General features: G+C 35.1%; 19 protein-coding genes. 18 read left to right on the plus strand and 1 reads right to left on the minus strand.

What is annotated here, in order from left to right:
- Positions 1–191: 191 nt before the first annotated feature.
- A complete protein-coding gene (locus ACFSUL_RS13400) occupies positions 192–557 on the minus strand; it encodes a hypothetical protein (RefSeq protein WP_377936204.1) in 366 nt (121 codons plus the stop codon).
- Between the two features lie 890 nt (positions 558–1,447).
- On the opposite strand from ACFSUL_RS13400, the gene ACFSUL_RS13405 reads away from it, so the two are divergent.
- The 18 genes from ACFSUL_RS13405 to ACFSUL_RS13490 all read left to right on the plus strand — a co-directional run bounded on the left by ACFSUL_RS13405 (position 1,448) and on the right by ACFSUL_RS13490 (position 22,091).
- Positions 1,448–3,361, plus strand: a complete 1,914-nt coding sequence (locus ACFSUL_RS13405) for a PTS mannitol transporter subunit IICBA (protein ID WP_377936206.1) — start codon at positions 1,448–1,450, stop codon at positions 3,359–3,361.
- Positions 3,362–3,584: 223 nt separating this feature from the next.
- Positions 3,585–5,672 carry a BglG family transcription antiterminator gene (locus ACFSUL_RS13410; RefSeq protein ID WP_377936208.1) on the plus strand — a complete coding sequence of 696 codons (2,088 nt, stop codon included), beginning with the start codon at positions 3,585–3,587 and terminating at the stop codon, positions 5,670–5,672.
- Between the two features lie 5 nt (positions 5,673–5,677).
- Positions 5,678–6,820 carry a mannitol-1-phosphate 5-dehydrogenase gene (locus tag ACFSUL_RS13415; protein ID WP_071411859.1) on the plus strand — a complete coding sequence of 381 codons (1,143 nt, stop codon included), beginning with the start codon at positions 5,678–5,680 and terminating at the stop codon, positions 6,818–6,820.
- A gap of 278 nt (positions 6,821–7,098) precedes the next feature.
- On the plus strand, positions 7,099–7,485 hold the full coding sequence (locus tag ACFSUL_RS13420) for a DUF4181 domain-containing protein (RefSeq protein WP_377936210.1): 387 nt from the start codon (positions 7,099–7,101) through the stop codon (positions 7,483–7,485).
- 799 nt (positions 7,486–8,284) lie between these two features.
- Positions 8,285–8,839: a GNAT family N-acetyltransferase gene (locus ACFSUL_RS13425; protein WP_377936212.1), complete on the plus strand. Its 555-nt coding sequence runs from the start codon at positions 8,285–8,287 to the stop codon at positions 8,837–8,839.
- A 23-nt stretch (positions 8,840–8,862) separates the two neighbouring features.
- Positions 8,863–9,456, plus strand: a complete 594-nt coding sequence (locus tag ACFSUL_RS13430; protein ID WP_377936214.1) for a kinase — start codon at positions 8,863–8,865, stop codon at positions 9,454–9,456.
- Between the two features lie 41 nt (positions 9,457–9,497).
- Complete coding sequence (locus tag ACFSUL_RS13435; protein WP_377936216.1) at positions 9,498–10,379, plus strand: GNAT family N-acetyltransferase; 882 nt, start codon at positions 9,498–9,500, stop codon at positions 10,377–10,379.
- Positions 10,380–10,454: 75 nt separating this feature from the next.
- Positions 10,455–10,982: a DNA topology modulation protein FlaR gene (locus tag ACFSUL_RS13440; protein WP_377936218.1), complete on the plus strand. Its 528-nt coding sequence runs from the start codon at positions 10,455–10,457 to the stop codon at positions 10,980–10,982.
- 283 nt (positions 10,983–11,265) lie between these two features.
- Positions 11,266–11,823 carry a cysteine hydrolase family protein gene (locus tag ACFSUL_RS13445; RefSeq protein WP_377936220.1) on the plus strand — a complete coding sequence of 186 codons (558 nt, stop codon included), beginning with the start codon at positions 11,266–11,268 and terminating at the stop codon, positions 11,821–11,823.
- Positions 11,824–12,629: 806 nt separating this feature from the next.
- Positions 12,630–13,835 (plus strand): MFS transporter, encoded by a 1,206-nt coding sequence (locus tag ACFSUL_RS13450; protein WP_377936222.1) that lies wholly within the window; start codon positions 12,630–12,632, stop codon positions 13,833–13,835.
- Between the two features lie 461 nt (positions 13,836–14,296).
- Entirely contained in the window at positions 14,297–14,767 is a 471-nt protein-coding gene (gene yiaA / locus ACFSUL_RS13455; protein ID WP_071411868.1) for an inner membrane protein YiaA, read from the plus strand.
- Between the two features lie 537 nt (positions 14,768–15,304).
- Positions 15,305–16,855 carry an IS1182 family transposase gene (locus ACFSUL_RS13460; RefSeq protein WP_377936225.1) on the plus strand — a complete coding sequence of 517 codons (1,551 nt, stop codon included), beginning with the start codon at positions 15,305–15,307 and terminating at the stop codon, positions 16,853–16,855.
- A 345-nt stretch (positions 16,856–17,200) separates the two neighbouring features.
- Positions 17,201–18,241 (plus strand): putative glycoside hydrolase, encoded by a 1,041-nt coding sequence (locus tag ACFSUL_RS13465; RefSeq protein WP_377936227.1) that lies wholly within the window; start codon positions 17,201–17,203, stop codon positions 18,239–18,241.
- Between the two features lie 108 nt (positions 18,242–18,349).
- Positions 18,350–18,538, plus strand: coding sequence for a hypothetical protein (locus ACFSUL_RS13470; protein WP_377936229.1), 189 nt, complete (start codon positions 18,350–18,352; stop codon positions 18,536–18,538).
- A gap of 522 nt (positions 18,539–19,060) precedes the next feature.
- The gene (locus ACFSUL_RS13475) at positions 19,061–19,282 is read left to right on the plus strand and encodes a DUF3951 domain-containing protein (protein ID WP_071411869.1); all 222 of its coding nucleotides are present in this window, start codon (positions 19,061–19,063) and stop codon (positions 19,280–19,282) included.
- A 222-nt stretch (positions 19,283–19,504) separates the two neighbouring features.
- Complete coding sequence (locus ACFSUL_RS13480; protein ID WP_377936232.1) at positions 19,505–19,969, plus strand: GNAT family N-acetyltransferase; 465 nt, start codon at positions 19,505–19,507, stop codon at positions 19,967–19,969.
- Positions 19,970–20,089: 120 nt separating this feature from the next.
- Positions 20,090–21,169: a site-2 protease family protein gene (locus ACFSUL_RS13485; protein WP_377936234.1), complete on the plus strand. Its 1,080-nt coding sequence runs from the start codon at positions 20,090–20,092 to the stop codon at positions 21,167–21,169.
- Positions 21,170–21,386: 217 nt separating this feature from the next.
- Complete coding sequence (locus tag ACFSUL_RS13490; RefSeq protein WP_377936236.1) at positions 21,387–22,091, plus strand: UDP-N-acetylmuramyl pentapeptide phosphotransferase; 705 nt, start codon at positions 21,387–21,389, stop codon at positions 22,089–22,091.
- Positions 22,092–22,140 lie beyond the last annotated feature (49 nt).

Below are 22,140 nucleotides of genomic sequence, written 5' to 3' on the forward strand. Positions count from 1 at the left end.
CTCCTCATTTCCCTTTTCTTGCAGCGAAACGACTACTGCAAGAAAAGGATAGTTGTGTGATCACTTGTAAAGGACAAAGGATCATTATTGGAGTAAAGCTGCTCACAGACAATTGCTTTGTCAAAGTTTCAGGTCGTTTACTAGGTAGTAAGTATTTGGAAAGCCAATAAGCATTTCCTCTTTTTTTATAATCAGTTAGTAGATTCTTCTGTATTTGCATCACTACCAGCCGGTTCCTCTGTATTCACATCACCACTAGTAGGTTCTTCTGTATCCGTACCTCCACTGGCAGGTTCTTCTGTGTTCACATCGCCACTAGCAGGCTCTTCTGTATCCGTACCTCCACTGGCGGGTTCTTCTGTGTTCACATCGCCATTAGCAGGCTCTTCTGTATCCATACCGCCACTAGCAGGTTCCTCCGTATTCACATCACCATTAACAGGTTCTTCTTGAGGATTTACGTCTTGTTCTTGGATGTCTTCACCATTGCTACACGCGGCTGCAAGCACCAAAGCAAATGCCGGAACTGTTAGTTTCCAAAGTCGTTTCATTTTCATTTTTAAGTCCTCCTCTTAATTATCTTCTTAATAGTAATGATCCTAGGAATCTAATGACAGGGAGTTCAACTCCTTCCCTAAAAGCTAAAGCCATTATAAACAAGCTATTTTGAAAAAAGTGTCGAGAAATTAGATATTACTACGGTTTAAAAGAACTGTTAATTTCCTTTAATAAAAGAAAAAAACCAAGCATTTCATTACTGTCTGATGTCAAAAATGAAGGGGGATATCGTTTTTTATAAAGAGTATTACATCCATAATAAGTTTTGGCGTGTAGGTGTCGGGGCCTGGGTGTCAGACCCAAATAGGGGAAAGCGTGCCAGACCCCTGGGTGTCAGACCCAAATAGTAGGAAAAGAGCCAGACCCCTGGGTGTCAGACCCAAATAGGGGGAAAGGAGCCAGACCCCCGGGTGTCAGACCCAAATAGGGGGAAAGGAGTCAGACCCCTGGGTGTCAGACCCAAATAGGGGGAAAGGAGCCAGACCCCCGGGTGTCAGACCCAAATAAGGGAAAGCGTGCCAGACCCTCGGGTGTCAGACCCAAATAGGGGGAAAGGAGCCAGACCCCCGGGTGCCAGACCCAAACAGGAGAAAAGGAGCCAGACCCCCGGGTGCCAGACCCAAACAGGAGAAAAAGAGCCAGACCCCCGGGTGCCAGACCCAAATAGGTAGAGAAGAGCCAGCCCCAAACAAGTTTATTGTTTTTCTTTCCGGAACATAAGCAATAATCATATAGAAGAATGAGGGTAAGCTAATGGAGAAACTATAGGTTTGTCATCATGTGTGCGACAAAGTTAGTTTTCGATAAGCTTGAAGAAGGTATTATTCGTATTTTATGATGGAAAAGCCTTGTAGATATTTCGTATTTTTTTAGTGAAAGGAAGTTTAAAATGGCTCAATCAAATATAAAAGTTGGGGTACAGAAGTTTGGTAACTTCTTAAGTTCGATGGTAATGCCAAACATTGGTGCTTTTATTGCATGGGGATTAATTACGGCATTGTTTATTCCAACAGGCTTCTTCCCAAATGAAAGCCTTGCCAAATTAGTTGGTCCAATGGTGACGTACTTATTGCCTCTATTAATTGGTTATACTGGTGGTAAACTTGTTGCCGATCAACGTGGAGGTGTCGTAGGGGCAATTGCTACGATGGGTGTTATTATCGGTGCACCGGACACGCCAATGTTCTTAGGTGCAATGATTATGGGGCCACTTGGTGGTTACGTAATTAAGAAGTTTGACCAAGCAATTGAGGGAAAAGTTAAATCTGGATTCGAAATGCTTGTTAACAATTTTTCTGCTGGTATTCTTGGTGGAATCCTTGCGATACTATCTTTCCTAGCTGTTGGTCCAGCGGTGGATGGATTTACGAACTGGTTAGTAGCAGGAGTAGATTGGTTAATAGCAGCAGGACTATTGCCATTAACGAGTATCCTGATCGAACCTGCAAAAATTTTATTTTTAAATAATGCAATTAACCATGGTGTACTATCACCAATCGGTTTAGAGCAAGTTCAAGATGCTGGTAAGTCAGTCCTATTCTTATTGGAAGCAAACCCAGGACCTGGTCTTGGTGTGTTATTAGCGTTTACCTTATTTGGAAAAGGTACTGCGAAGCAATCAGCACCTGGAGCGGGAATTATTCATTTCTTTGGTGGGATTCATGAAATTTACTTCCCGTATGTGTTAATGCGTCCAATGCTGTTCGTTTCTGTTATTGTAGGGGGAATGAGTGGTGTATTCACGCTAGTACTATTAGGTGGAGGTTTGGCTGCTCCAGCATCTCCAGGTAGTATTTTAGCGATTGCAGCGGTTACTCCTCCAGAAGGAAGTGCTTATTTAGCTAACTTTGCTGCTGTCATAGTAGCGACTGTAGTATCGTTTGTTATTTCTGCATTCGTACTAAAAACAGGTAAACAAAAAGATGAAAATATTGAAGAAGCTGCTGAAAAAATGCAAGCAATGAAAGGCAAGAAAAGTTCTGTAGCTGGTTCATTCGCTTCTAATTCAGGTACTTTACCAGAAAACGTAAGCAAGATTGTGTTTGCTTGTGATGCTGGTATGGGTTCAAGTGCGATGGGTGCTTCACTTCTTCGTAAAAAAGTGAAAGAAGCTGGTTTAGAAGGAGTTTCTGTTACGAATACAGCGATTAGTAATTTACCGAGTGACACACAGGTTGTTATTACGCAAGAAGAATTAACACCACGTGCGAAAGGAAAATTACCTAATGCTTACCACATTTCAGTAGATAACTTCCTATCAAGTCCTGAATACGATAAACTAATTGATAGCTTACAAAATGGTGTATCAGAAGAACTGACAGAAGTGGTAGAAGAAACGCAAGCAGATGTAACAGGTGCGGACCATAACCATGATGACGATGATTTATTACGAGAAGAAAATATTTTCCTTAATAAAGAATTTGCGAACAAAGAAGAAGCGATTCGTTTTGCTGGGGAAGCACTCGTAAAAGCAGGATATGTAGAAGAAAGCTATGTAGATGCTATGGTGGAACGTGATAATATCACAACTACTTACATGGGGAATAATGTTGCGATTCCACATGGTACAGAAGAAGCGAAAAAAGCGGTTATCCGTTCTGGTTTTACCGTAATTCAAGTGCCAAATGGTGTTGAATTTGATGGCGAAGAGACAAAATTGATCTTCGGTATTGCTGGTAAAGACGGTACCCATTTAGAGATTCTTTCGAACATTGCTGTTATTTGTTCAGAAATGGATAATATCGAACAGATGGTACAAGCCAAAACGGCAAAAGAATTAAAAGATATTATTAATAGTCATTAAGTGTGAAGGAGTAGACCGAAAAGTGCAAGTGGCTCGGTCAGCTCGTAATGAAAATAGAGATTCCCCTAAAAGGACGCCTTTTGCCCTTATAGGGGAATCCTCTTTTTCATAGCGGGCTAGCCACTGGAACTAGACAAAGGACAGGTGAACTGCCCTGCTATTCCGTTATTTTTTTTCGTAGGTAAAAAATAGAGCATCAATATAAAAGAAATGGGTGTAAGGTATGTTTATTACATCAAGGGAAAAGTTCATCATTGACTTGATTGTTAAGACAGCTGGTAAGCATACGGTTCATTCGCTTTCAGCTTTTCTTAATGTAAGCGTGAGAACCGTTCAGCGCGATTTAAAGGCTGTTGAAAAAATATTAAGCCAGTTCCAGTTACAACTTAATCGAAATACCAATGATGGTCTAATTATTGATGGGAAAAATGAGCATATTTTTAAACTTATTCAACAATTATCGAATGTTCACCCTACTAATGAAACACCAGAAGAAAGAAAGTTACAGTTGCTCATTAAATTGTTACATGAAGGAACATCTTTTAAGACACAGGTGCTAGCGAGACAGTTAGGGGTTAGTATCACCACATTAACTGCCTATTTAGATGATTTAACAAACTGGTTGAACAATTTCTCTATCACATTGACGAGGAAAAGAGGAGTTGGAGTAGAGCTTATCGGGGAAGAAGCGAATAGACGAAAAGCTCTCGCCAACTATTTTCTTGTTCATTTTCACGAGGAGTTAATGGAAAGCTTGTATTTATTGCAAAAGGGGAATCAAGTAAAGGGAAACGTCCTTGGGTATTTTCCTCCTCACTATCTTCTGAAGATTGATGAATTGGTCAATAACACAATTGACAGAGGACAAACAAGATTAGCGGACAGTGATTATTTAGGACTGATCGTACATATTTGTATAACGGTTCAGCGGACAGAAAATAATTTTGTTTTACAACAAGAAGCCGAAATAACAACGGAATTTATTACGGAATTTCAGTTGATGGAACAGTTATGTGAGGATGTAAAGAAGGCTCTAGGTGTACCAATTAGTATAGATGATATTCGCTTTCTGACGGTTATCTTGAAAGGATCGAAACTGCAGGCGGCGGGTTCGGTTGATTATGACAGTATTATGTTAGGACAGATTATTAAGAATGTCATCCAACATGTTTCTGCGCAACTGCATGTCGACTTGTCGAAAGACTTTTCGTTATTTCAAGGATTGCTTGCCCATATGGAGCCGTCTATCTTTCGGTTGAAGCAACAAATGGGATTATTTAATCCATTAACAGGGGAGATTAAGAAAAAGTATCCTTTTTTATTTATGGCTGTGAAAAATAGCCTGCAAAAAGAGTTTACAGATATTACATTCCCGGATGATGAGATTGCTTTTATTGTTCTCCATTTTGGTTCTGCATTATTAATGAATGAAGAACGAGCAAATATCCATGCCGTTGTCGTTTGTCCGACGGGGATTGGCACATCCAAAATGCTAGCAAGCCGGATTCAAAAAGAAATTATGGAAATCAATACAGTGGAAATCAAATCAATCAAAGACTTTGAATTAGCGAATATTCATCAATATGATGTTATTATTTCGACTGTAAGATTACCTTTTGCGGATGTGGATTATATCTTGGTAACACCACTTTTGAGTGACGAGGATATCGTAACGATTCGTAGTTTCCTACAAAGTAATCTGCAAGAGTTAACTAGTCGGAAACAATATCTTAACCCGGTAAGCGAAAAGGATGTTGTTTCTAGAAAAGAGAAGCCAAACGTAAAAGATGTTTTGCAAGAAATAAAAGATGTTCAAACTAGTATGGAAGCAATTCTACATAATCTACGTGTGTATCAGAAAACAAATGCTCCTAATCATTATCAAGTTTTAACGGAAATGGTAGAGAAATTAGAGCAAGACCACTTAGTAACGGATGCAACACAAGTAATGAAACAATTACAAGAACGGGAGAAAAAAGGTGGTCTCGGTATCCCGAAAACAAACATGGGATTATATCATTGTCGCGATGCTAGTATTAAAGGGTTAATATTTCAAGTTTCTCATTTAGATGAGCCTTGTATGGTTAAGGGAATGGATGGTCGAGACGTTCCGATGAAAAATCTTCTCTTGATGCTTGCGCCAGTGAATTTGAGTTTGCGAGAGCAAGAAATATTGAGTCTCATTAGCACAAGTTTAATCGAGACAGATGAAGCGATTATGATCTTTTCATCTTCTAATGAAGCAATGATTCGTAAAAAAATAGAAGATTTATTTTTAGAATACCTTCAAAATAATTTGATAAAGGAATGATAAGAATGAAACAAACAGTTCATTTTGGAGCCGGGAATATTGGTAGAGGTTTTATTGGAGCTTTATTTTCTGAGTCAGGATACCATGTAACATTCGTCGATATTGCAGAGCAAATCATCAATCAATTAAATGAAGAAAAAAGCTACAAAGTAAAATTAGCTACAGATCAAGAAGAAACAACAACAATCACGAATGTTTCTGGTTTAAATAATATGACGCAAGAAGCTGAAGTCATTGAAAAAATCAAAGAAGCAACATATCTAACAACTGCTATTGGACCGAACATTTTACCAAGAATTGCTCCACTAATTGCTCGTGGTTTGGCAGAGCGTGTGAAAACAACAGATGAGAAAATCTATGTCATTGCATGTGAAAATCAAATAAGTGCAACAGATATTTTAAAGCAACACATTCTAGACAACCTAGATGAAGATACAAAAGGAAAATTAGATGGTAGAGTATATTTCTTTAATTCTGCTGTCGATCGTATTGTTCCAATTCAAGAAAATCAAGGATCACTAGATGTATTGGTTGAGCCTTATTTTGAATGGGTGGTTGAAACAAAAGAAAGCATTCCTCCAATTGAAGGAATGAAAATAGTAGAAGAATTGGCTCCATTTATCGAAAGAAAATTATTTACGGTTAATACTGGCCATGCTGTCATTGCGTATCTTGGTTACCTTGGTGGTAAATCGACTATTGATAAAACATTAGCGGATGAAACAATTGCGGCTCAAGTTCAAGAGACGTTGAAAGAGACTGGTGACTACTTAGTAAAACGATATAATTTAGATAAAGAAGAGCATCTGAAGTATATCGAAAAAATTATCGAGCGCTTTAAAAACGCCTATTTAAATGATGGCGTAACAAGAGTAGGTCGAGCACCTATGCGTAAACTAGGACCAGAAGACAGATTAGTTCGTCCTGCAACAGAAGCACAAAAAGCAGGATTATCCTATGAAAACCTAGCGAAAGCAATTGCTGCCGCACTACTATTTGATTATCAAGAAGACGAGGAAGCAGTGAAACTTCAAGCGATGATTAAAGAAAATGGTGTTGCAAGCGTATTGAAGGAAGTAAGTGGCTTAGAGGAAGATAGTGAGATCACGCAAGAAGTGATTCGTCAGTATGAAATGTTAAAAAAATAATGTGAATAAATGTAAAATCGAGTGTGGAATTTTCTGCACTCGGTTTTTTTATTTGTAATTATTGTTGGTTCCGTCCTTCATTTTAGGTTTTGTAGAGGGAACTAGTTTTCAAAGATAGTTGTCAGTTTACTGTAAGGGTCACCTGAATGGAATGATAAAGTTCACAGGAATTTATTTATTTACTGCTATCCCGGTCGGTAAAATAAAAATCTACTGATCTGACAAATGAATTGTTATTTAATGCTAAAATAGTAAATAGGTAGAAAGGAGTTCGGGTGATGTTTTTTATCAAACTAGTTGGAATTTTTATTGTTGTTGTTATTTTGGGAGTTTTATTGGATAAATTACTGAGGAAATCATTAAAAATAGAGACGCCAAAAGGTAAGATATACGAACATGTTAATACCTTTCATAAATGGGGAGAAAGGTTGGTTATCACTCTTTTTCTCATTATTGTCGCTTATGCATCATTTTCCAGAGAACCAATAATAGAAATAAAATATATATTCTTTATCTTTTATCTAGTCCTGTATAGTTTTAGAGCTTGGATGGAATGGAAGTATACAAAAAATGAAAAAGAATACATAATTACAATATATTCTATAGGACTTTTCCTTTTCTTTATATTGATATTAGTTTGGTTGGAAAAAATAGAGTTTTTGTAGGGAGAGGTCGTGTCCAAATTCACGCCTGTAGAGATCCTGTAGGACTTATTAGAACATTCTACTTGAGGCAGGAAGCCCCCTCCTTTCATTTCAAGATCATTCACGCTTTAAAGTAGAGTAATACAATAAGAAAAATGATTAGTCCTATCGTGAAAATTGACCCAATACTTGCACTGTATACCAAATAAACTTTCACATGAAGAATAACATGAACAATAAGAATTATAAGCAAGCAAAAAAGAGAAAAGATTACGAAATGTACATTCTTTCTATTCCTATACAAAAAATCAGCACCTTATAGACATATAGTAGACATCAAAAATTGTTTATACTATTACTCCTTATATATTTTCCTTTAGGCTATATTATTCATGGAATTTCCTTTAATTTGTTGTCTAAAAGGTTGTTACTTTTAACAATAAATAAAAACTCAGAGTGGATTGAAGCGGAAAGGAACAGTCCATTTCCCATAGATAACATACTTTACGAAAATAGCCCTCCTTTACTAACCAGCGTCAATAGTTTAACAAGAAAAAATATACTATTAATAATATAGAGTTAGCCCTCGAATGCTTGTTTTATCTTCTTAACATACTCGTTCAAGCTGCGATCTTGCTATGTTATTCTCCCCGAAAACAAAACTACTTCCGTATGTTGCAGGTCTTCTTTTTTGCCATCACTTTTAGAAATTTCTGATTTAATGAGTGGGATATTATGTTAACATTGATGTGAATATATGGAACGAATAGAACAGAAAAGCTGAATAGGCTATTGAGTAGACATGTAGGGGGACAGGCAATTGAAAATAGAACAATTACCGAGAGTACAATTGAGAGAATTAACTCTTGATGATGTAGAAGACCGTTATCAATGGTGTTTGGATAAAGAAGTAACAAGACATCTTAATATGCCAGAAAAGTATCCACCATTTAGCCGTGAAGAAACGCAAAATTGGATAAAAATGTGTATGAATCGAACAAATGGATATGAACAAAAAGCAATTTTAACAGAGAAGGGAAAGCATATAGGGTGGATTGATTTAAAGAACATCGATAAATTAAATAAACATGCTGAATTAGGAATAGCGATTGGTGATAAAAATTATTGGGGCAAAGGGTATGGATTATCTGCTATGAAAGAAATGCTTGCCTGGGGGTTTAACGAATTAGAACTTAACAAGATTTGGCTAAGGGTAGAAGTCGATAACGAAAAGGCAATTAAGTCCTATAAACGAATAGGTTATGTTGATGAAGGAATTTTAAGACAAGACCGACGAAGGAATGGAGAATTTGTTGATCGTTTAAGAATGAGTATTCTTAAAAGTGAATTCTTTAGGGGAAATCAACAAGAATAAATCTTTATAATGGGGGGAGATTTTTGGAAGATAGCATTCTCACTTTAGTAGAAAAAATTCCACAACTGGAAAACGGGAATAGGGTTATTCTTGGAATTGATGGCTTAAGTCGCTCAGGTAAAACGACGTTTGCCAATAAAGTAAAGCAAGCACTACAGGAAAAGAATGTTCCATTACAGATTTTTCACATAGATGACTATATCGTGGAAAGAAAAAGGCGTTATAACACGGAAAATGAAGAGTGGTTTGAATACTATAACCTACAATGGGATGTAGAATGGTTAAAGAATAACTTTTTCCAAAAGCTAAAAATATCTAACGAACTACATCTACCAACTTACGATGATCACTCAGACACACATAGAGTGAAATCCGTTACTCTACCTAAAACGTGTTTCATTATAGTGGAAGGTGTTTTTTTACAACGAAGCGAATGGAAACGTTTCTATGATTTTATGCTTTATATCGATTGCCCGAGAGAAAAAAGATTTAATCGTGAAAGCGTTGGTACGCAGAGTAATATGGAGAAATTTAAAAATAGATACTGGAAGGCAGAAGATTATTATATCAAGACTGAAGATCCAATGAAACAAGCTGATTTGGTTCTTCGAAATTAGATTAGTAGGTTTGTAAAGGGGAAAACTTAAGGAGAGAAAAAATGAATGGGTTAACACTTTTGAAAGATTATAAAAGTAATGAGAAATTAAGAAAAAGTTTCAATGAACTTGCTACTTCGGTTTTTGGGATTAATTTTGAAGAGTGGTACCAAAAAGGATATTGGAATAACCGCTATATTCCGTTTTCTTATGTGGACGGGACTAAAGTAGTGGCTAATGTTTCCGTCAATATTTTAGATTTTGTTATAGATAGTGAGAGAAAGAAAGCGATACAGATTGGTACGGTAATGACACATCCTGACTACCGAAATCGCGGCCTTTCAAGAAGCCTAATGAATAAGGTTTTAGAAGCGTACGAGAATAATTATGATTTTATGTACTTGTTTGCCAATCAAAATGTTTTAGAGTTTTATCCTAAATTCGGGTTTACATCAGTTAAGGAATATCAGTTTTCAATGGAATATTCACCGAGTCAATCAGATTTGACAGGCATTCATAAACTCGATGGTAATAAGATGGAGGACCTTCAGTTTATTTATAAATTTGCATCCGAAAGAATACCTGTTTCTCAAGCATTTGGTACGCAAAATTCTCAAGGGCTTCTAATGTTTTATTGTGTATATGTCTTTCCCAATACTATTTACTACTTAGAGAAGGAAGAGGCAATTGTCATTTTTGAGCAAGAAGATAAGCAGCTAAACATCTTTGATATTGTTAGTAAAAGAGAAGTTAAGATAGATACTATTCTTGCAAAGATTACTAATAGCGATAGTAATAAAATTGTCTTTCACTATACACCTGACTATAAAGGGCTAGATATACAAAGTGATATTTTTAATGGTGATGATGTATTATTCGTAAAAACAAAAGCGAATAACCAGTTTCCATTACAAATTAAACATCCTCTTACTTCCCGAGCATAAACGGTTTAAATACGTGAAATATTACACTTGAACAATGGAGTAGATACAAAGTTACAATGTCCGGAGTGGGGTAATTTGGAAAAAAGAATACCTAGAAAAATACATATTATTGGTTCGGTGGGAAGTGGAAAAACAACTTTGGCAAAAGAATTATCTTCAACGTTTACTATTCCATTTCATGAATTAGATAACGTTGTTTGGATAAGGCATAAGTCGGGCGATATAAGAAGGACTGAGAAAGAGAGAAAAGAATACTTGAATACAATTATTCAATCTGAACGTTGGATTATAGAGGGTGTTCACCATGACGATTGGGTTGCTGATAGTTTTAGAAACGCAGATTTGATTATCTTCTTAGATACAAAGTATTCAATAAGAATATATCGAATAATAAAGAGATTTTTGTTTCAAAAACTTCTGTTAGAGAAGTCAAATTACAAGCCGACAATGAAGATTTTTTTCAAAATGTTTAAATGGAATAAGTATTTTGAAGATGTAGGGAAACCTAATTTTTTTAATGAATTTGGAGTATATCGTAATAAGTTATTAGTTGCAAATAACAAAAGAAGTATTACACGTTACTTTAACGGGTGCAAAGACTGATTTCTATATTCATTTAGGATAAAAATAATAAAATTTGAGGTGGACTGTATAAAAAGTTTGATGCTCAAGCTGCAAAAATCATAGAAGGTATTATTCAAGACAAAGAAAATGTGTTAAAATAAAATTGTCTAAAAATTGTGAATGTTAGTTTGTAGACGAAGTTTGGTTAGGAGGTAGATAGTATGATTAACAAAAAATATACTGACGTAAAAAATACCAAGGGGAATACGTCTAAATAAATTAATTATATAGCGATTCCCCACATTTGAAAGGGGAAAATCATTTGAATCAAACATTGTTAATTATTGATGCTCAGCAAGAATTAATGGACGGAAATCAAGAAGAGAGTGCGGTTTTTCATAAAGAACAGCTTATTAGGAATATCAATTTAGTGATTGAAAAAGCAAGAAAATCCAATGTTCCCGTTGTCTTTGTAAGGGATCTGGAAGTTGCTGAAGGGAATGGGGCAGGGTTTCAAGTTCACGATGAAATTAATGTGCCTATGGATGCAACGTTTATCGATAAAATTGCAACGAATTCCTTCCACGGGACGGGACTTCTAAATCATTTAAAATCTCAAGCTATTGATCATGTTGTCATTATGGGTTGTGCAACACAACACTGCATAGATAGTGCAGTCAGAACAGCCACGATGAGTGGTTTAGATGTGACATTAGTCGGTGATGGACATTCAACAACGGACAGCGATATTCTAAGTGCAGAACAAATTATAAGGCATCATAATGAAACGCTTCACGGTCATTACAATGTTGAGCACTTTTCAATTGTCAGAAATGCAGAGGAAGATTTGTTTCATTCAACTCATGATTCATATAGGTAATGTTATATAGAAATATATACCAAAGATCTGACAATCTTATTAAGAACGAAATCCCAATTTCTTCGTTACAATACCAAGAAATTGGGATTTTTTAAGCGGGATTGCTGAAATAGGCTTAGAATAAATGGCCAAATTCAAGGACAAGTTAACATTCTTTTATTGAACGTATTGGGTTAACGGACAGCAGTTTAATTAAAAAAGATAGGAAATTAATAGTAAAGAAGGATTTAGTGGAGAAATATGGTATAATTTAAAAGTCTGAAAATTCATTCGTATAATTTGTAAATGATACTTCTGAATGTCCAACGGATTTTTACGAGTATGGGATAGAGTGTTCAGCACATAACGAAGCTTTTAAGTCACTTCAAAAATCATTACTTGTAGATGCTGGAATTTGCATACTGTCCGATGGAAATAGAGAAAAATTTGAACTTCAACCAGAGTTTTATGAGAAGGAATTAAAAATTGTGGGTTCGAGTGATGGCTTAGATTATAAAAACACTCTAAATGGTATTTTGAAAATATAAAACAGAATGGATCCCAGTTAAGCAATATATTTGAATTAAAAATAAGTAAACAAGAAGTCAATGCTTTGAGGATTTAAGTGAAGGAAAAGTTCACCCGTTAAAAGTCTTGGTAGAGTACTGATAGTAAAGCGATGATGTAGTAATGCTTAGTAAAAAAAATTAAGATAAATCTTGATCCCCCAGGTTTATCTGCAATATGGAAGGAGTAAAAATGAACAGTCCAATCTAAAAATCCCCTTATTAATTTGAGTTAGTTATCAAAATAATGGGGGATAAATCATGAAACCGAATAAAAATCTCTCTTTATTACTGTGCGGGCAGTCACTTGCGAATATTGGTGATGTTCTATATGTGGTAAGTATAATTAGTACGATTTTTGTTTTAACAGGTTCAGCAACTGCAGCATCTTTTGTTCCATTTACTATTACTTCATCCATGTTTGTATCCAGTTTAGTAACGCCGCTTTTAATGGGGAAAGTAAATTTAAAGTGGTTGATGGCTGGATCGCAAATAGGAAAAACCGTTTTGCTTATTCTTTTGGGATTTATGTTAGCGGGAATAACAACGTCTAATTATTATAGGATGTTTCTAATGATGGGGTTAATTGCCTTTCTTGACGGCTGTGCAAACCCGGTAAGGCAAACATTAATTCCGCATTATGTGACGCCTGAAAAATTAGTTCAAGCGAATGGGATTGCTGAAACCGTAACGCAAGTGATTCAAGCGGCTATGTGGTTTGTAGGTAGTTTATTCTTAATGTTTATGAGTTCACAACAACTTATTTGGTTAGTTGGATGTTTGTTCGTTGTGGCAAGTATTCTACTATGCTATTTAGAAAATGTAGATCATAAACCAACTGAGCAAAAAGGAAAGGTAGAACTGATCAAAGAAGGGTGGAGAACTTTAGCAAATACTCCAGTTTTGAAAAAAATTGCTTGGGTAGACTTTTTTGAAACTATTGCAGGAACAGTATGGATTGCTGCAATTTTATACGTATTCGTGAGCGATGCTTTACAGGTAAATCAAAAATGGTGGGGGTTTATTAATGGAGCCTTCTTTTTAGGGTTGATCATAGGAAGTATTTATTGCGTTACGTGCTCTTCTTTTATTGAAAAAAGATTAGGCAATTTTATTTTTGTTGGTTCACTAGCTGGATTCTTTGTTACAGTATTATTCAGCATAAATAGTATTCCCATCATCGCGTTATTGTTGTCTCTATTTGTTGGCATTTCTGCGCAAATAAAAAACATTCCGCAACAAACAATTATCCAAACAAGTGTCTCAAAAGAGCATTTAGCAACAGTTTATACATCTTTAGGTGCTATTGAAACAGGGGTTTTTGGTATTGGTTCTCTTGCTATGGGGATACTCGCAGACTTTTTAGGAATTAGGTTTGTCTTTATCCTTTCAGGGCTACTGCTTGCCCTCGTGAGTATCGTTGTATTCAAAAACAAAAACTTATTTGTTAGAAATGTAATGGAATAAAAGAAGGAGGAGTATAATGGTTACTTAACGGTAACGGTTATACTCCTTCTTTTTCTGTACTAGATTGTGGAGAATTTCACCTAAACGGTAACGCTACCGAGAGGGCCCAGCTACTAATTGGTGGCTTTTCTTATTTAGCTAAGGATGTTTTCGTAAAGAGTGTTACTTTTCAGCTGAAAACTAAGTTGGACCTACTGAGTTGATTGGAGCGGAGTCTTGTGCCCGTAGCGGAAATCAACGGGTAAAATTCATAAGTAAAAACAACAATCTCTAAGAAAAGAGCTTTAGCTAAAAAGCAGGGGGATTTGGCTAGTCGTTAGTACAGAAATCTTGATTGGAAATTAAGGATAAATTTATCTATCATTTGTAAAAGATTTCTATATAATAGATATAGATAGGAGCACTGCAGTGTATCTTCGGTGCTCCATTTTATTAGATAAAAAGGTGGAGGGGAAAATGGAATGTCTAATGATAATGAGGTTTTATTAGATAAAGGAAAACAAAATAATTCAAAAATGAAAACAGAAAGGAAAGAGGGAGAACCGACCTCAGCCTTCAAAGGGGCTTCTTGGGGAGCGTTGTTAGTAGGTGTTACGGCTTATCTTATTGGTTTGTTTAACGCATCGATGCAATTGAACGAAAAAGGATATTATTTTGCCATTTTAGTATTCGGACTTTATTCAGCAGTATCTTTACAAAAAGCAGTAAGAGATAAAGAGGAAGGAATACCAGTCACTACTATCTATTATGGTATTAGTTGGTTTGCACTTATTGTCTCTATTTCACTAATGGCTATTGGCTTATACAATGCAGGAAGTATTGTTTTAAGCGAAAAGGGATTTTATGGTATGTCGTTTGTTCTTAGTTTATTTGCTGCCGTAACAGTTCAAAAAAATATTAGAGATACACAGAAGGCGAAAGAAAGAGGTTGAGTTATTTTCCGCTAATGTAACGGAGGCTTAGTCAAGTGTTTGTCGGCAACGGTATTTTGTGAACAAAAGACAGTAGAATATAGTTTGGCTTGATCCACTATTGGGTGCCGAAGTTTAAGAGTGGAGCTGTCATTATGGCAGCTTTTTTATTGTACGAACGACGCGATTTAGTGGAAGAAGAGTTATTAATTTTGGCTCTTTTCGTAAAGGTTGCAGCTTTTTAGTGGAAATCAACAGGCAAAATTTATAAGTGAAAACAATAGTCTCTAAGAAAAGAGCCTTTCTAAAAGACGTTAGTTAAGTGTTGTAAGCAGTAACTTTTATGAGAGAATGTTTATACTGCACAACAAAATAAAGAATAATGAAAAAAGGCTGTCAGAAGTTATTTTTTCTGGAGGGACAAGGTGACAGGTTGAGACCACTGAAAAACAACCCCTAAATATTGTAAAATCCTTAAAAAAAAAAGAAAACCCTCCTAAATTTGATATAATTGAATCGACCAAGAACCAATTAATCAAAGAAGGAAGGTTTTCTTTTATGCTTAAAGACAAAGATATGCAATTAAGCATCTACTCCGTATTATATAATAAAATCCCCGATAATCATACGCTCAAGGTACTGAAAGATGAAGTGGACTTTAGCTTTATCAATGCAGCACTTGAACAAACTTATTGTAAGTATTATGGCAGACCAGCCAAAGAACCCGAACTTATGGTTAAGCTGTTAGTACTCCAACATCTTTATAATCTATCAGATGAGAAAGTTGTTTTAGATGCTTCATTAAATCTTGCTTACATGTATTTCTTGGGGATAAATCCAGACGATGACCTCCCTCACCCAAGCCTTTTAACAAAATTCCGTAAAAACAAATTAGAAGGAAACCTGACGGTTGATGAAGTCATCGCTGAAGTCGTTAGACAATGTGTGGGAAAAGGAATCCTAGAAGGATCTGGGATTAGCATTGATACGACTCATACAGAAGCCAACACATTTAAGTGTACTGCCGAAAGAGTCATGAAGCGTTTAGCGAAAAAAATCTTTAAAACGGTGGAGAAGGAATGCGGAGAAGTTCCAGAGGAAATAAACCAAGAAATTCCTAACTATAAAGAGATAGAGAATCATAAAGAAGCCAAAGCAACCATGAAATCCTACCTTGAAGAAACCATTCAAAAAATAGAAGAAACGGTTACCGTAGTAAATACACCAAAAGTGACGGAACTACTAGAGAATGCGAAATCGATTATTGATGATCCTAAATTTATGGAGCAAAAAGGTGTCCGTTCCATCGTAGACCAAGACGCTAGAGTTGGACATAAAAGTAAGACTTCCCATTTCTTCGGTTATAAAACGGAATTTATGATCACAACGGAAGATCGAATCATCACCGCTGTTCATGTGGACAATGGAGCCTATGTGGATGGAAGTAAGTTTGAAGAGTTATTAGAGTTAACGAAAAAAAGTGGTGTAAAGATAGGGAAAGTATTTGGGGATAAAGCTTATTTTAGAAAACCGATACTCGATAAAATCAAAGAAGCAGAAGCCAAAGCATACATACCTGTAAGTGAGATGGCTTACAAGGTTGATGAAGATCTATTTGGCTACATTAAAGACTCAGACGAATGGTTCTGTGTACAGGGGAATCACACCGTTCGCAAGTATCACAAGAAAGGGAGAAACAGAGAATCTTATCGATACTACTTCGAAAAGGAACAATGCCGAAATTGTCCCATAAGGAACGCTTGTATTTCGGGGAAGACCGTGGGTAAAGTAATGGAAGTTGGTATCAATACCCCGGAATTTTATGGATACAGCCAGGAACAAAAAAAGGAAGAATTTAAAATGGAATACAAGAAAAGAGCTTGCCAGGAATGGAAAAATGGTGAGATGAAGAATTTTCATAGGCTAGGTCGTGCCAAAGGGTACGGTCTAAAAAGCATGGCCTTACAAGCCAAGTTAACTGCATTAGCAGTAAATTTAAAGAGGATAGCAGCAATACTATCCTCTAAGAAAGGAGCTTATTTTGTTTCCATTACCATTGTACAGAATTTTTTAGCTGGAAATTGTGAAATTCGTAAAATGTGTGCTTAGCAGGCGATAAAAAAGCTACTTTTTCAGTGGTCTCTGACAGGTTTACTGTCCCAATCTTCGGTTTTCCAACTTCTACTTGCGGATTATATTTCACCTTAAATCGTTGTACATACACCACGATAACAAGAGATCTTCTAACAGGTTTAGTGGGACGATGAACCTGTCCTATGTCCCCACGTTAATACTACTAATGAGGTAAATCATTATAAAGCATGCGAATGGAAATATTGAAGTCTTAAATGATTTTTTTGGTTCATTTCCTAAAGTTACATGGTATAAAAAAAACAACAAAATTAAAAATTAATCTTAAGGTTGTATTTAGTTTAAAACCAAAGGAGAATGTCTATGTATAAGGTCTTTACAATACTTTCCTTATTATTGATTTTTAATTTAAGCTCCCCATATTCAAATTCCCAGGCAGAAACAACGAAAGGCATTTACTTGACGGCAAACTCAATCAGTACCGAAGCGAAATTTAATCATTTCGTAAATTTGATTATGCGTACAGGGCTAAACACAGTAGTCATCGATGTGAAAAATGATGAAGGAATGGTTACGTACGATTCAAACCTTCCTTTCGTTAATCAGGTGCAAAGTGACAAAGGTGCCCCAATAAAAAATTTATCTTCCATTATACAAAAACTAAAAGATAAAAATATTTATACGATCGCTAGAATTGTCGTGTTTAAAGACCCATATCTTGCAAAAAACAAACCAGAATGGGCAATAAAGAGAAAAAACCAAACTTTATGGAAAGATGCAAAAGGAATAATGTGGATTGATCCTTATCGAAAAGAAGTTTGGGATTATTCAATCTCTATAGCAAGAGAAGTAGCACAGTTAGGTTTTGATGAAATTCAATGGGATTATGTCCGCTTCCCTGATTATAAAAACATAGACAATGAAGTTTCCTTTCCATATGCTAAAGAGCGGTCAAAGGAAGAAGCAATAGAGGGATTTTTAAAATATGCCTATTCAACATTAAAAAATAAAAACCTCACTATTTCTGCCGATGTATTTGGATTAACAACAACAGCTAAAGATGATATGGGCATTGGACAAAAGTGGGAAAGGATTACGCAACATGTTGATGTCATTTCTCCTATGATGTATCCCTCTCATTACGCTAATGGCGCTTATGGTATTGCTAATCCAGAAAACAACCCTTATCAGTTAATTAAAGAAGGGCTTAAGGATGCGATTGAAAAAAACAATAATGTGAAATCAAAAGGGAAGCCGGCAGCTAAAATAAGACCTTGGTATCAGGATTTCGATAAGAAGATTCCTTATGATTTAACGCAAGTTCAAGAACAAATTAACGCTGGAAAAGAGCTCGGAATAGGTGACTATTTACTATGGAATGCACGAAATGAATACTCATTTTAAACGAAACGAAGTCCTAAAAGTCCGTTAACCATACTTTTGGGACTTATGGAAGGAAATCGGTAGAAAAATTCATATGACAGGACAGGCTGTTGAGAGTCGCATAAAAAAATGGAAGATAGCGACATCATTCAAGCTTATTCTATCGTGATTAATGAATTGAAGATGGGGATTCCTTATACAGCCTTTGTCTTCTTTTTTATGAATACTCATAGGCATGATGATTTATTGAAATTTATTGATATTCGTAGTGAAATCACCGAAGTGTATCGTGTTTTAGAGATGCTTGTTATGTTTTGAAGCTAGCGGTTGGCTCACAAGATGCTTTAAATAATTTATTAAATAATTTATTGAGATATGGAAACAATCAGCTTTATTTGTCTATTAAGGCAGTTAAAAAACGTTATAATGCCACATTAGTATCTGGCGAATAATGTTTTTCTTGTCATCATGTATGAATGTAAAGAGTGTTACTAAATTATGTATAAAAAGCCCTAGCTTGGTGAATTTTGTGTCCGAGCTAGGGCTTTTTAGAGCAGAGTTGGGGGAGGGGAGCGTGCAAGGAGATTGTTCTTTGTTAACTTTATGAAGTATTACACTTAAAATAATGGGTGCTTGAGTCAAACAAGAAGATCGTCAGTCGTGGCAATCTTTTTTTGGAATTTTATGTTAAAGTTAGTGTAGAATCATTGTATGAACGAACCGGAATAGTTGAAGAAGGCTTGGGGCAGAAATGGTACTCTATCAAAATATAAATTTTGAAACTAATAGTAATTTCAAGACGTAATAATATATACCATAAATATAATTAAGGAGTATCTTATGCAAGTCTTCATGTTATTAGTTTCATTTTTTACATTAGCAGTGGTCTGTTTGATAGGACTTGTTGTTTATAAAATAATAAAAAATAAAACATTTCCTGATAATTACTATACACCATTTGATTATATAACGACTCAAGTGCCGACTGAGTTCCATGAAGAAAAAGAAGAGGAAAAAGAAAAAGATGATGAATTTGGTGATGATAAAAATAAAAACAAATAGAAAGGACAATGATTTAAAACCGTAAAGGTATCTAGGAATATATCTCTATTCACCAACTGATGAAGTAAATAATTTCACGACTACCAGTACGTTTTATCATTTAGCAGAAGGCCAAAAATGTATTGGAACTATTGAAGAGTTAGTGGAAATAGTCTCATCAAACTAAGTGTCGTTAAACTAAAAGGGGTTTGGTAAAGGGACGAACGATCCGGGGGTGCTAAAGTGAAATTTGAGAAAATTGATATAAAGAAACATCGAGATGAAGTAGTCAAATTTCGGAAAGACTCCTTTAAAGTAAGTTTTGGAGATACTTCTGGATTTGGTGAAGAAGAGGAATACCTGCATTGGTTAGATGAAAAAATAAGAGATTTTCCAAAAGGCATTGTTTTAGTTGAGGAAGATGGTAAATATATAGGACAACTGGAATTAACCATTCGTCAATACGAAAGTAGAGAGATTGGTTATGTGAATCTTTACTATTTGATACCTGAAATGCGTGGAAAGGGTAAAGGAAAAGAGTTACATAATTATGCGAAGCAGTTTTTTCAAAACAATAAAGTTAGTGAGTATCACTTAAGAGTTTCCCCGTCGAATACAGCTGCAATTAAGTTTTATCTTAAAGTCGGAATGAAGGAATTTGGTCCGGAGGTTGATGGGAAAGTTATTAGGATGAAGGGTTATTTATAAAATTTCTTATTGTGCTAACGGGTTCTTGTGAAAATAAGGGATTGTATCCTTGTTCAATTAACTGGCAGAATAATTCAATGAAAAAATTATATATAAACCATATAGAGAGAAGAGATAGAAATGAAGGGCATTTTAACACCTAAATGGGTATCGTTCTTTGTAGTTCTTTTGATGTTGATAGGATTGTACTTCGAGGGCACACATGATACGACAGCAATGATTTTGAGTCTTGTGTTAGCGATGTGGCTAGCCATTGCATTACATGAACTCGGACATATTGTTTTTGGAAAATTAAGTGGGTTTGAATTTTTTTTCTATATAGTAGGACCAATCCAAATCGAGAAATATACAAATGGCATCCAATTGAAAGAAAATAAAAATTGGTTATTTTTTGGTGGAGTTTCTATGATGACACCACCTATACAAATAAGTAAAGAAACAATTATTAAAAAATGGTCAATGTTTGCAGCTGGTGGTCCTTTTTTGTCTCTATTACTAGGAACTATTAGCTATATTTTATATGAACAATTTTCTTACGTGTTTCTAATCTATTTTGCAATAATGAATGGTGCTATTTTTCTTGCGACAATTTTGCCAATTAAAACTAGTAGAACGGATGGTTATGTTTTGCTTTCTTTACTGAAAAATAACGATGAATCTACCAAACTAATAGAAAATTTGCTTATAGGTAGGGAATTGCTCAGTAAAAGAATACCAACTGAATGGGATTATGAATTTATTCAGTTAGCAAAAGGAAAGGTGGCTAGTATTGAACATTTACAGTATGCGATGATGGTATATTATTTTGAAAACGAAAAAAATGGATTTCAATCTGCCGTTAAAGCGATGACAGAATATAGTAAAATACCTGTGACAAAGAAGAATAAATTTGAATTGGCTTTCCTCATTCATATGCAACAACTGTCACACTTCTTACAGGATGATGTTCAAGTGGAACAAATCGAACATTGTCAAACTTTCCTAACTAGTATTGAACCCGTATCTTTTTATAGAGGAAAGGCAATGGTTGCGTATCTCCAAAATGATAAAGACGTAGCTTTAAAACATATAAAAAAAGTGAAAAAGATCATTGAACAAAACGAAGCATTATATGGATTTTTTAAAGTAGAAAAAACGTTAACTAAGCTTGTTGAAGAAAAGATATCTAATAATGATAAAAGAAAAGAGGCGGTTAATTGATAGGTTGATTAGGAAGGAAAGTGAATAGTTTCCCTTAAAGTAAAGGGTGCAAAAAGTAACGATGATAACTAGATTTTAATAGTAAGATGGGAGGGAAACTATTGAACATAGATACCGATTCTCTTGCAATCTTTATAATTATGTGGGGAATACCAACTTTTATATCCAAATACTAAACTTTGGGGCAGTTTTAAAGAGTTAATGGGGAGGGGAAAGTTTGTTATATTTAGCTTTATTTATTGGTACGATGTTACTTGTAGTTACAACTAAACTCACTCAATTTTTAAAGTTATCGGGCATTTGGGTGTTGCTTGGCCAAATTAGTGCATCACTAATCATTATAATGGTTGGCAATCTTGAAATTAGTTATATTAAGCAAATTGAATTAGGGTATATAACAATTCCATTTTCTTTATTGTTTCTTATAGGTTTTACAAATGTGATGAATATGGAAAAAGAGCAAACTCCTTTAATATTGTTGTTACCATGTGTTTCTTTCGTTAGTCTTTCCATATCGGCTTTCATCATGGGATATTCATTTGTATCAATAACGGGAATTTGGGCTAGTTTAATAATTATGTTTGTTCTGCTATATAGCTATTTTTCGGGTAAAGTATTTGTAGGAAGAACACTTACTACGTCAATAGGTTTTATAATAGCTGTACTTTCATTAGCTCTTTTTAAAACATCCGTTGTAACAATGTATATTCCGGTATTTACGTTAGCACTCCCATTCGCTTTATATTATTTAATTCAAAATAAATTTACAACCGTACAATCAATTACAATTAGTTCCTTAATGGCTGTTTTTTTTAGTGTATTAATGTTTGTAGTTCCTTTTAATACACTATGGTATCTTATTGTTGGATTAACGGTTCTTTTGGTTATCATGCAATTATCTCGTAGATACCGTTTTATTTAGAAAATAATTTCTATTACCGAATGTTAAGGGGGATTTAGTGACAAAAACT

The sequence above is a fragment of the Bacillus seohaeanensis genome (assembly GCF_042684945.1).
Taxonomy (GTDB): domain Bacteria; phylum Bacillota; class Bacilli; order Bacillales; family Bacillaceae_B; genus Rossellomorea; species Rossellomorea seohaeanensis.

Bases quoted from the DNA above. Each gene is read 5' to 3' on its own strand.
- ACFSUL_RS13400 (WP_377936204.1), bottom strand. From the start codon at position 557: ATGAAAATGAAACGACTTTGGAAACTAACAGTTCCGGCATTTGCTTTG.
- ACFSUL_RS13405 (WP_377936206.1), top strand. From the start codon at position 1,448: ATGGCTCAATCAAATATAAAAGTTGGGGTACAGAAGTTTGGTAACTTC.
- ACFSUL_RS13410 (WP_377936208.1), top strand. From the start codon at position 3,585: ATGTTTATTACATCAAGGGAAAAGTTCATCATTGACTTGATTGTTAAG.
- ACFSUL_RS13415 (WP_071411859.1), top strand. From the start codon at position 5,678: ATGAAACAAACAGTTCATTTTGGAGCCGGGAATATTGGTAGAGGTTTT.
- ACFSUL_RS13420 (WP_377936210.1), top strand. From the start codon at position 7,099: ATGTTTTTTATCAAACTAGTTGGAATTTTTATTGTTGTTGTTATTTTG.
- ACFSUL_RS13435 (WP_377936216.1), top strand. From the start codon at position 9,498: ATGAATGGGTTAACACTTTTGAAAGATTATAAAAGTAATGAGAAATTA.
- ACFSUL_RS13450 (WP_377936222.1), top strand. From the start codon at position 12,630: ATGAAACCGAATAAAAATCTCTCTTTATTACTGTGCGGGCAGTCACTT.
- yiaA (WP_071411868.1), top strand. From the start codon at position 14,297: ATGTCTAATGATAATGAGGTTTTATTAGATAAAGGAAAACAAAATAAT.
- ACFSUL_RS13460 (WP_377936225.1), top strand. From the start codon at position 15,305: ATGCTTAAAGACAAAGATATGCAATTAAGCATCTACTCCGTATTATAT.
- ACFSUL_RS13465 (WP_377936227.1), top strand. From the start codon at position 17,201: ATGTATAAGGTCTTTACAATACTTTCCTTATTATTGATTTTTAATTTA.
- ACFSUL_RS13470 (WP_377936229.1), top strand. From the start codon at position 18,350: ATGGAAGATAGCGACATCATTCAAGCTTATTCTATCGTGATTAATGAA.
- ACFSUL_RS13475 (WP_071411869.1), top strand. From the start codon at position 19,061: ATGCAAGTCTTCATGTTATTAGTTTCATTTTTTACATTAGCAGTGGTC.
- ACFSUL_RS13485 (WP_377936234.1), top strand. From the start codon at position 20,090: ATGAAGGGCATTTTAACACCTAAATGGGTATCGTTCTTTGTAGTTCTT.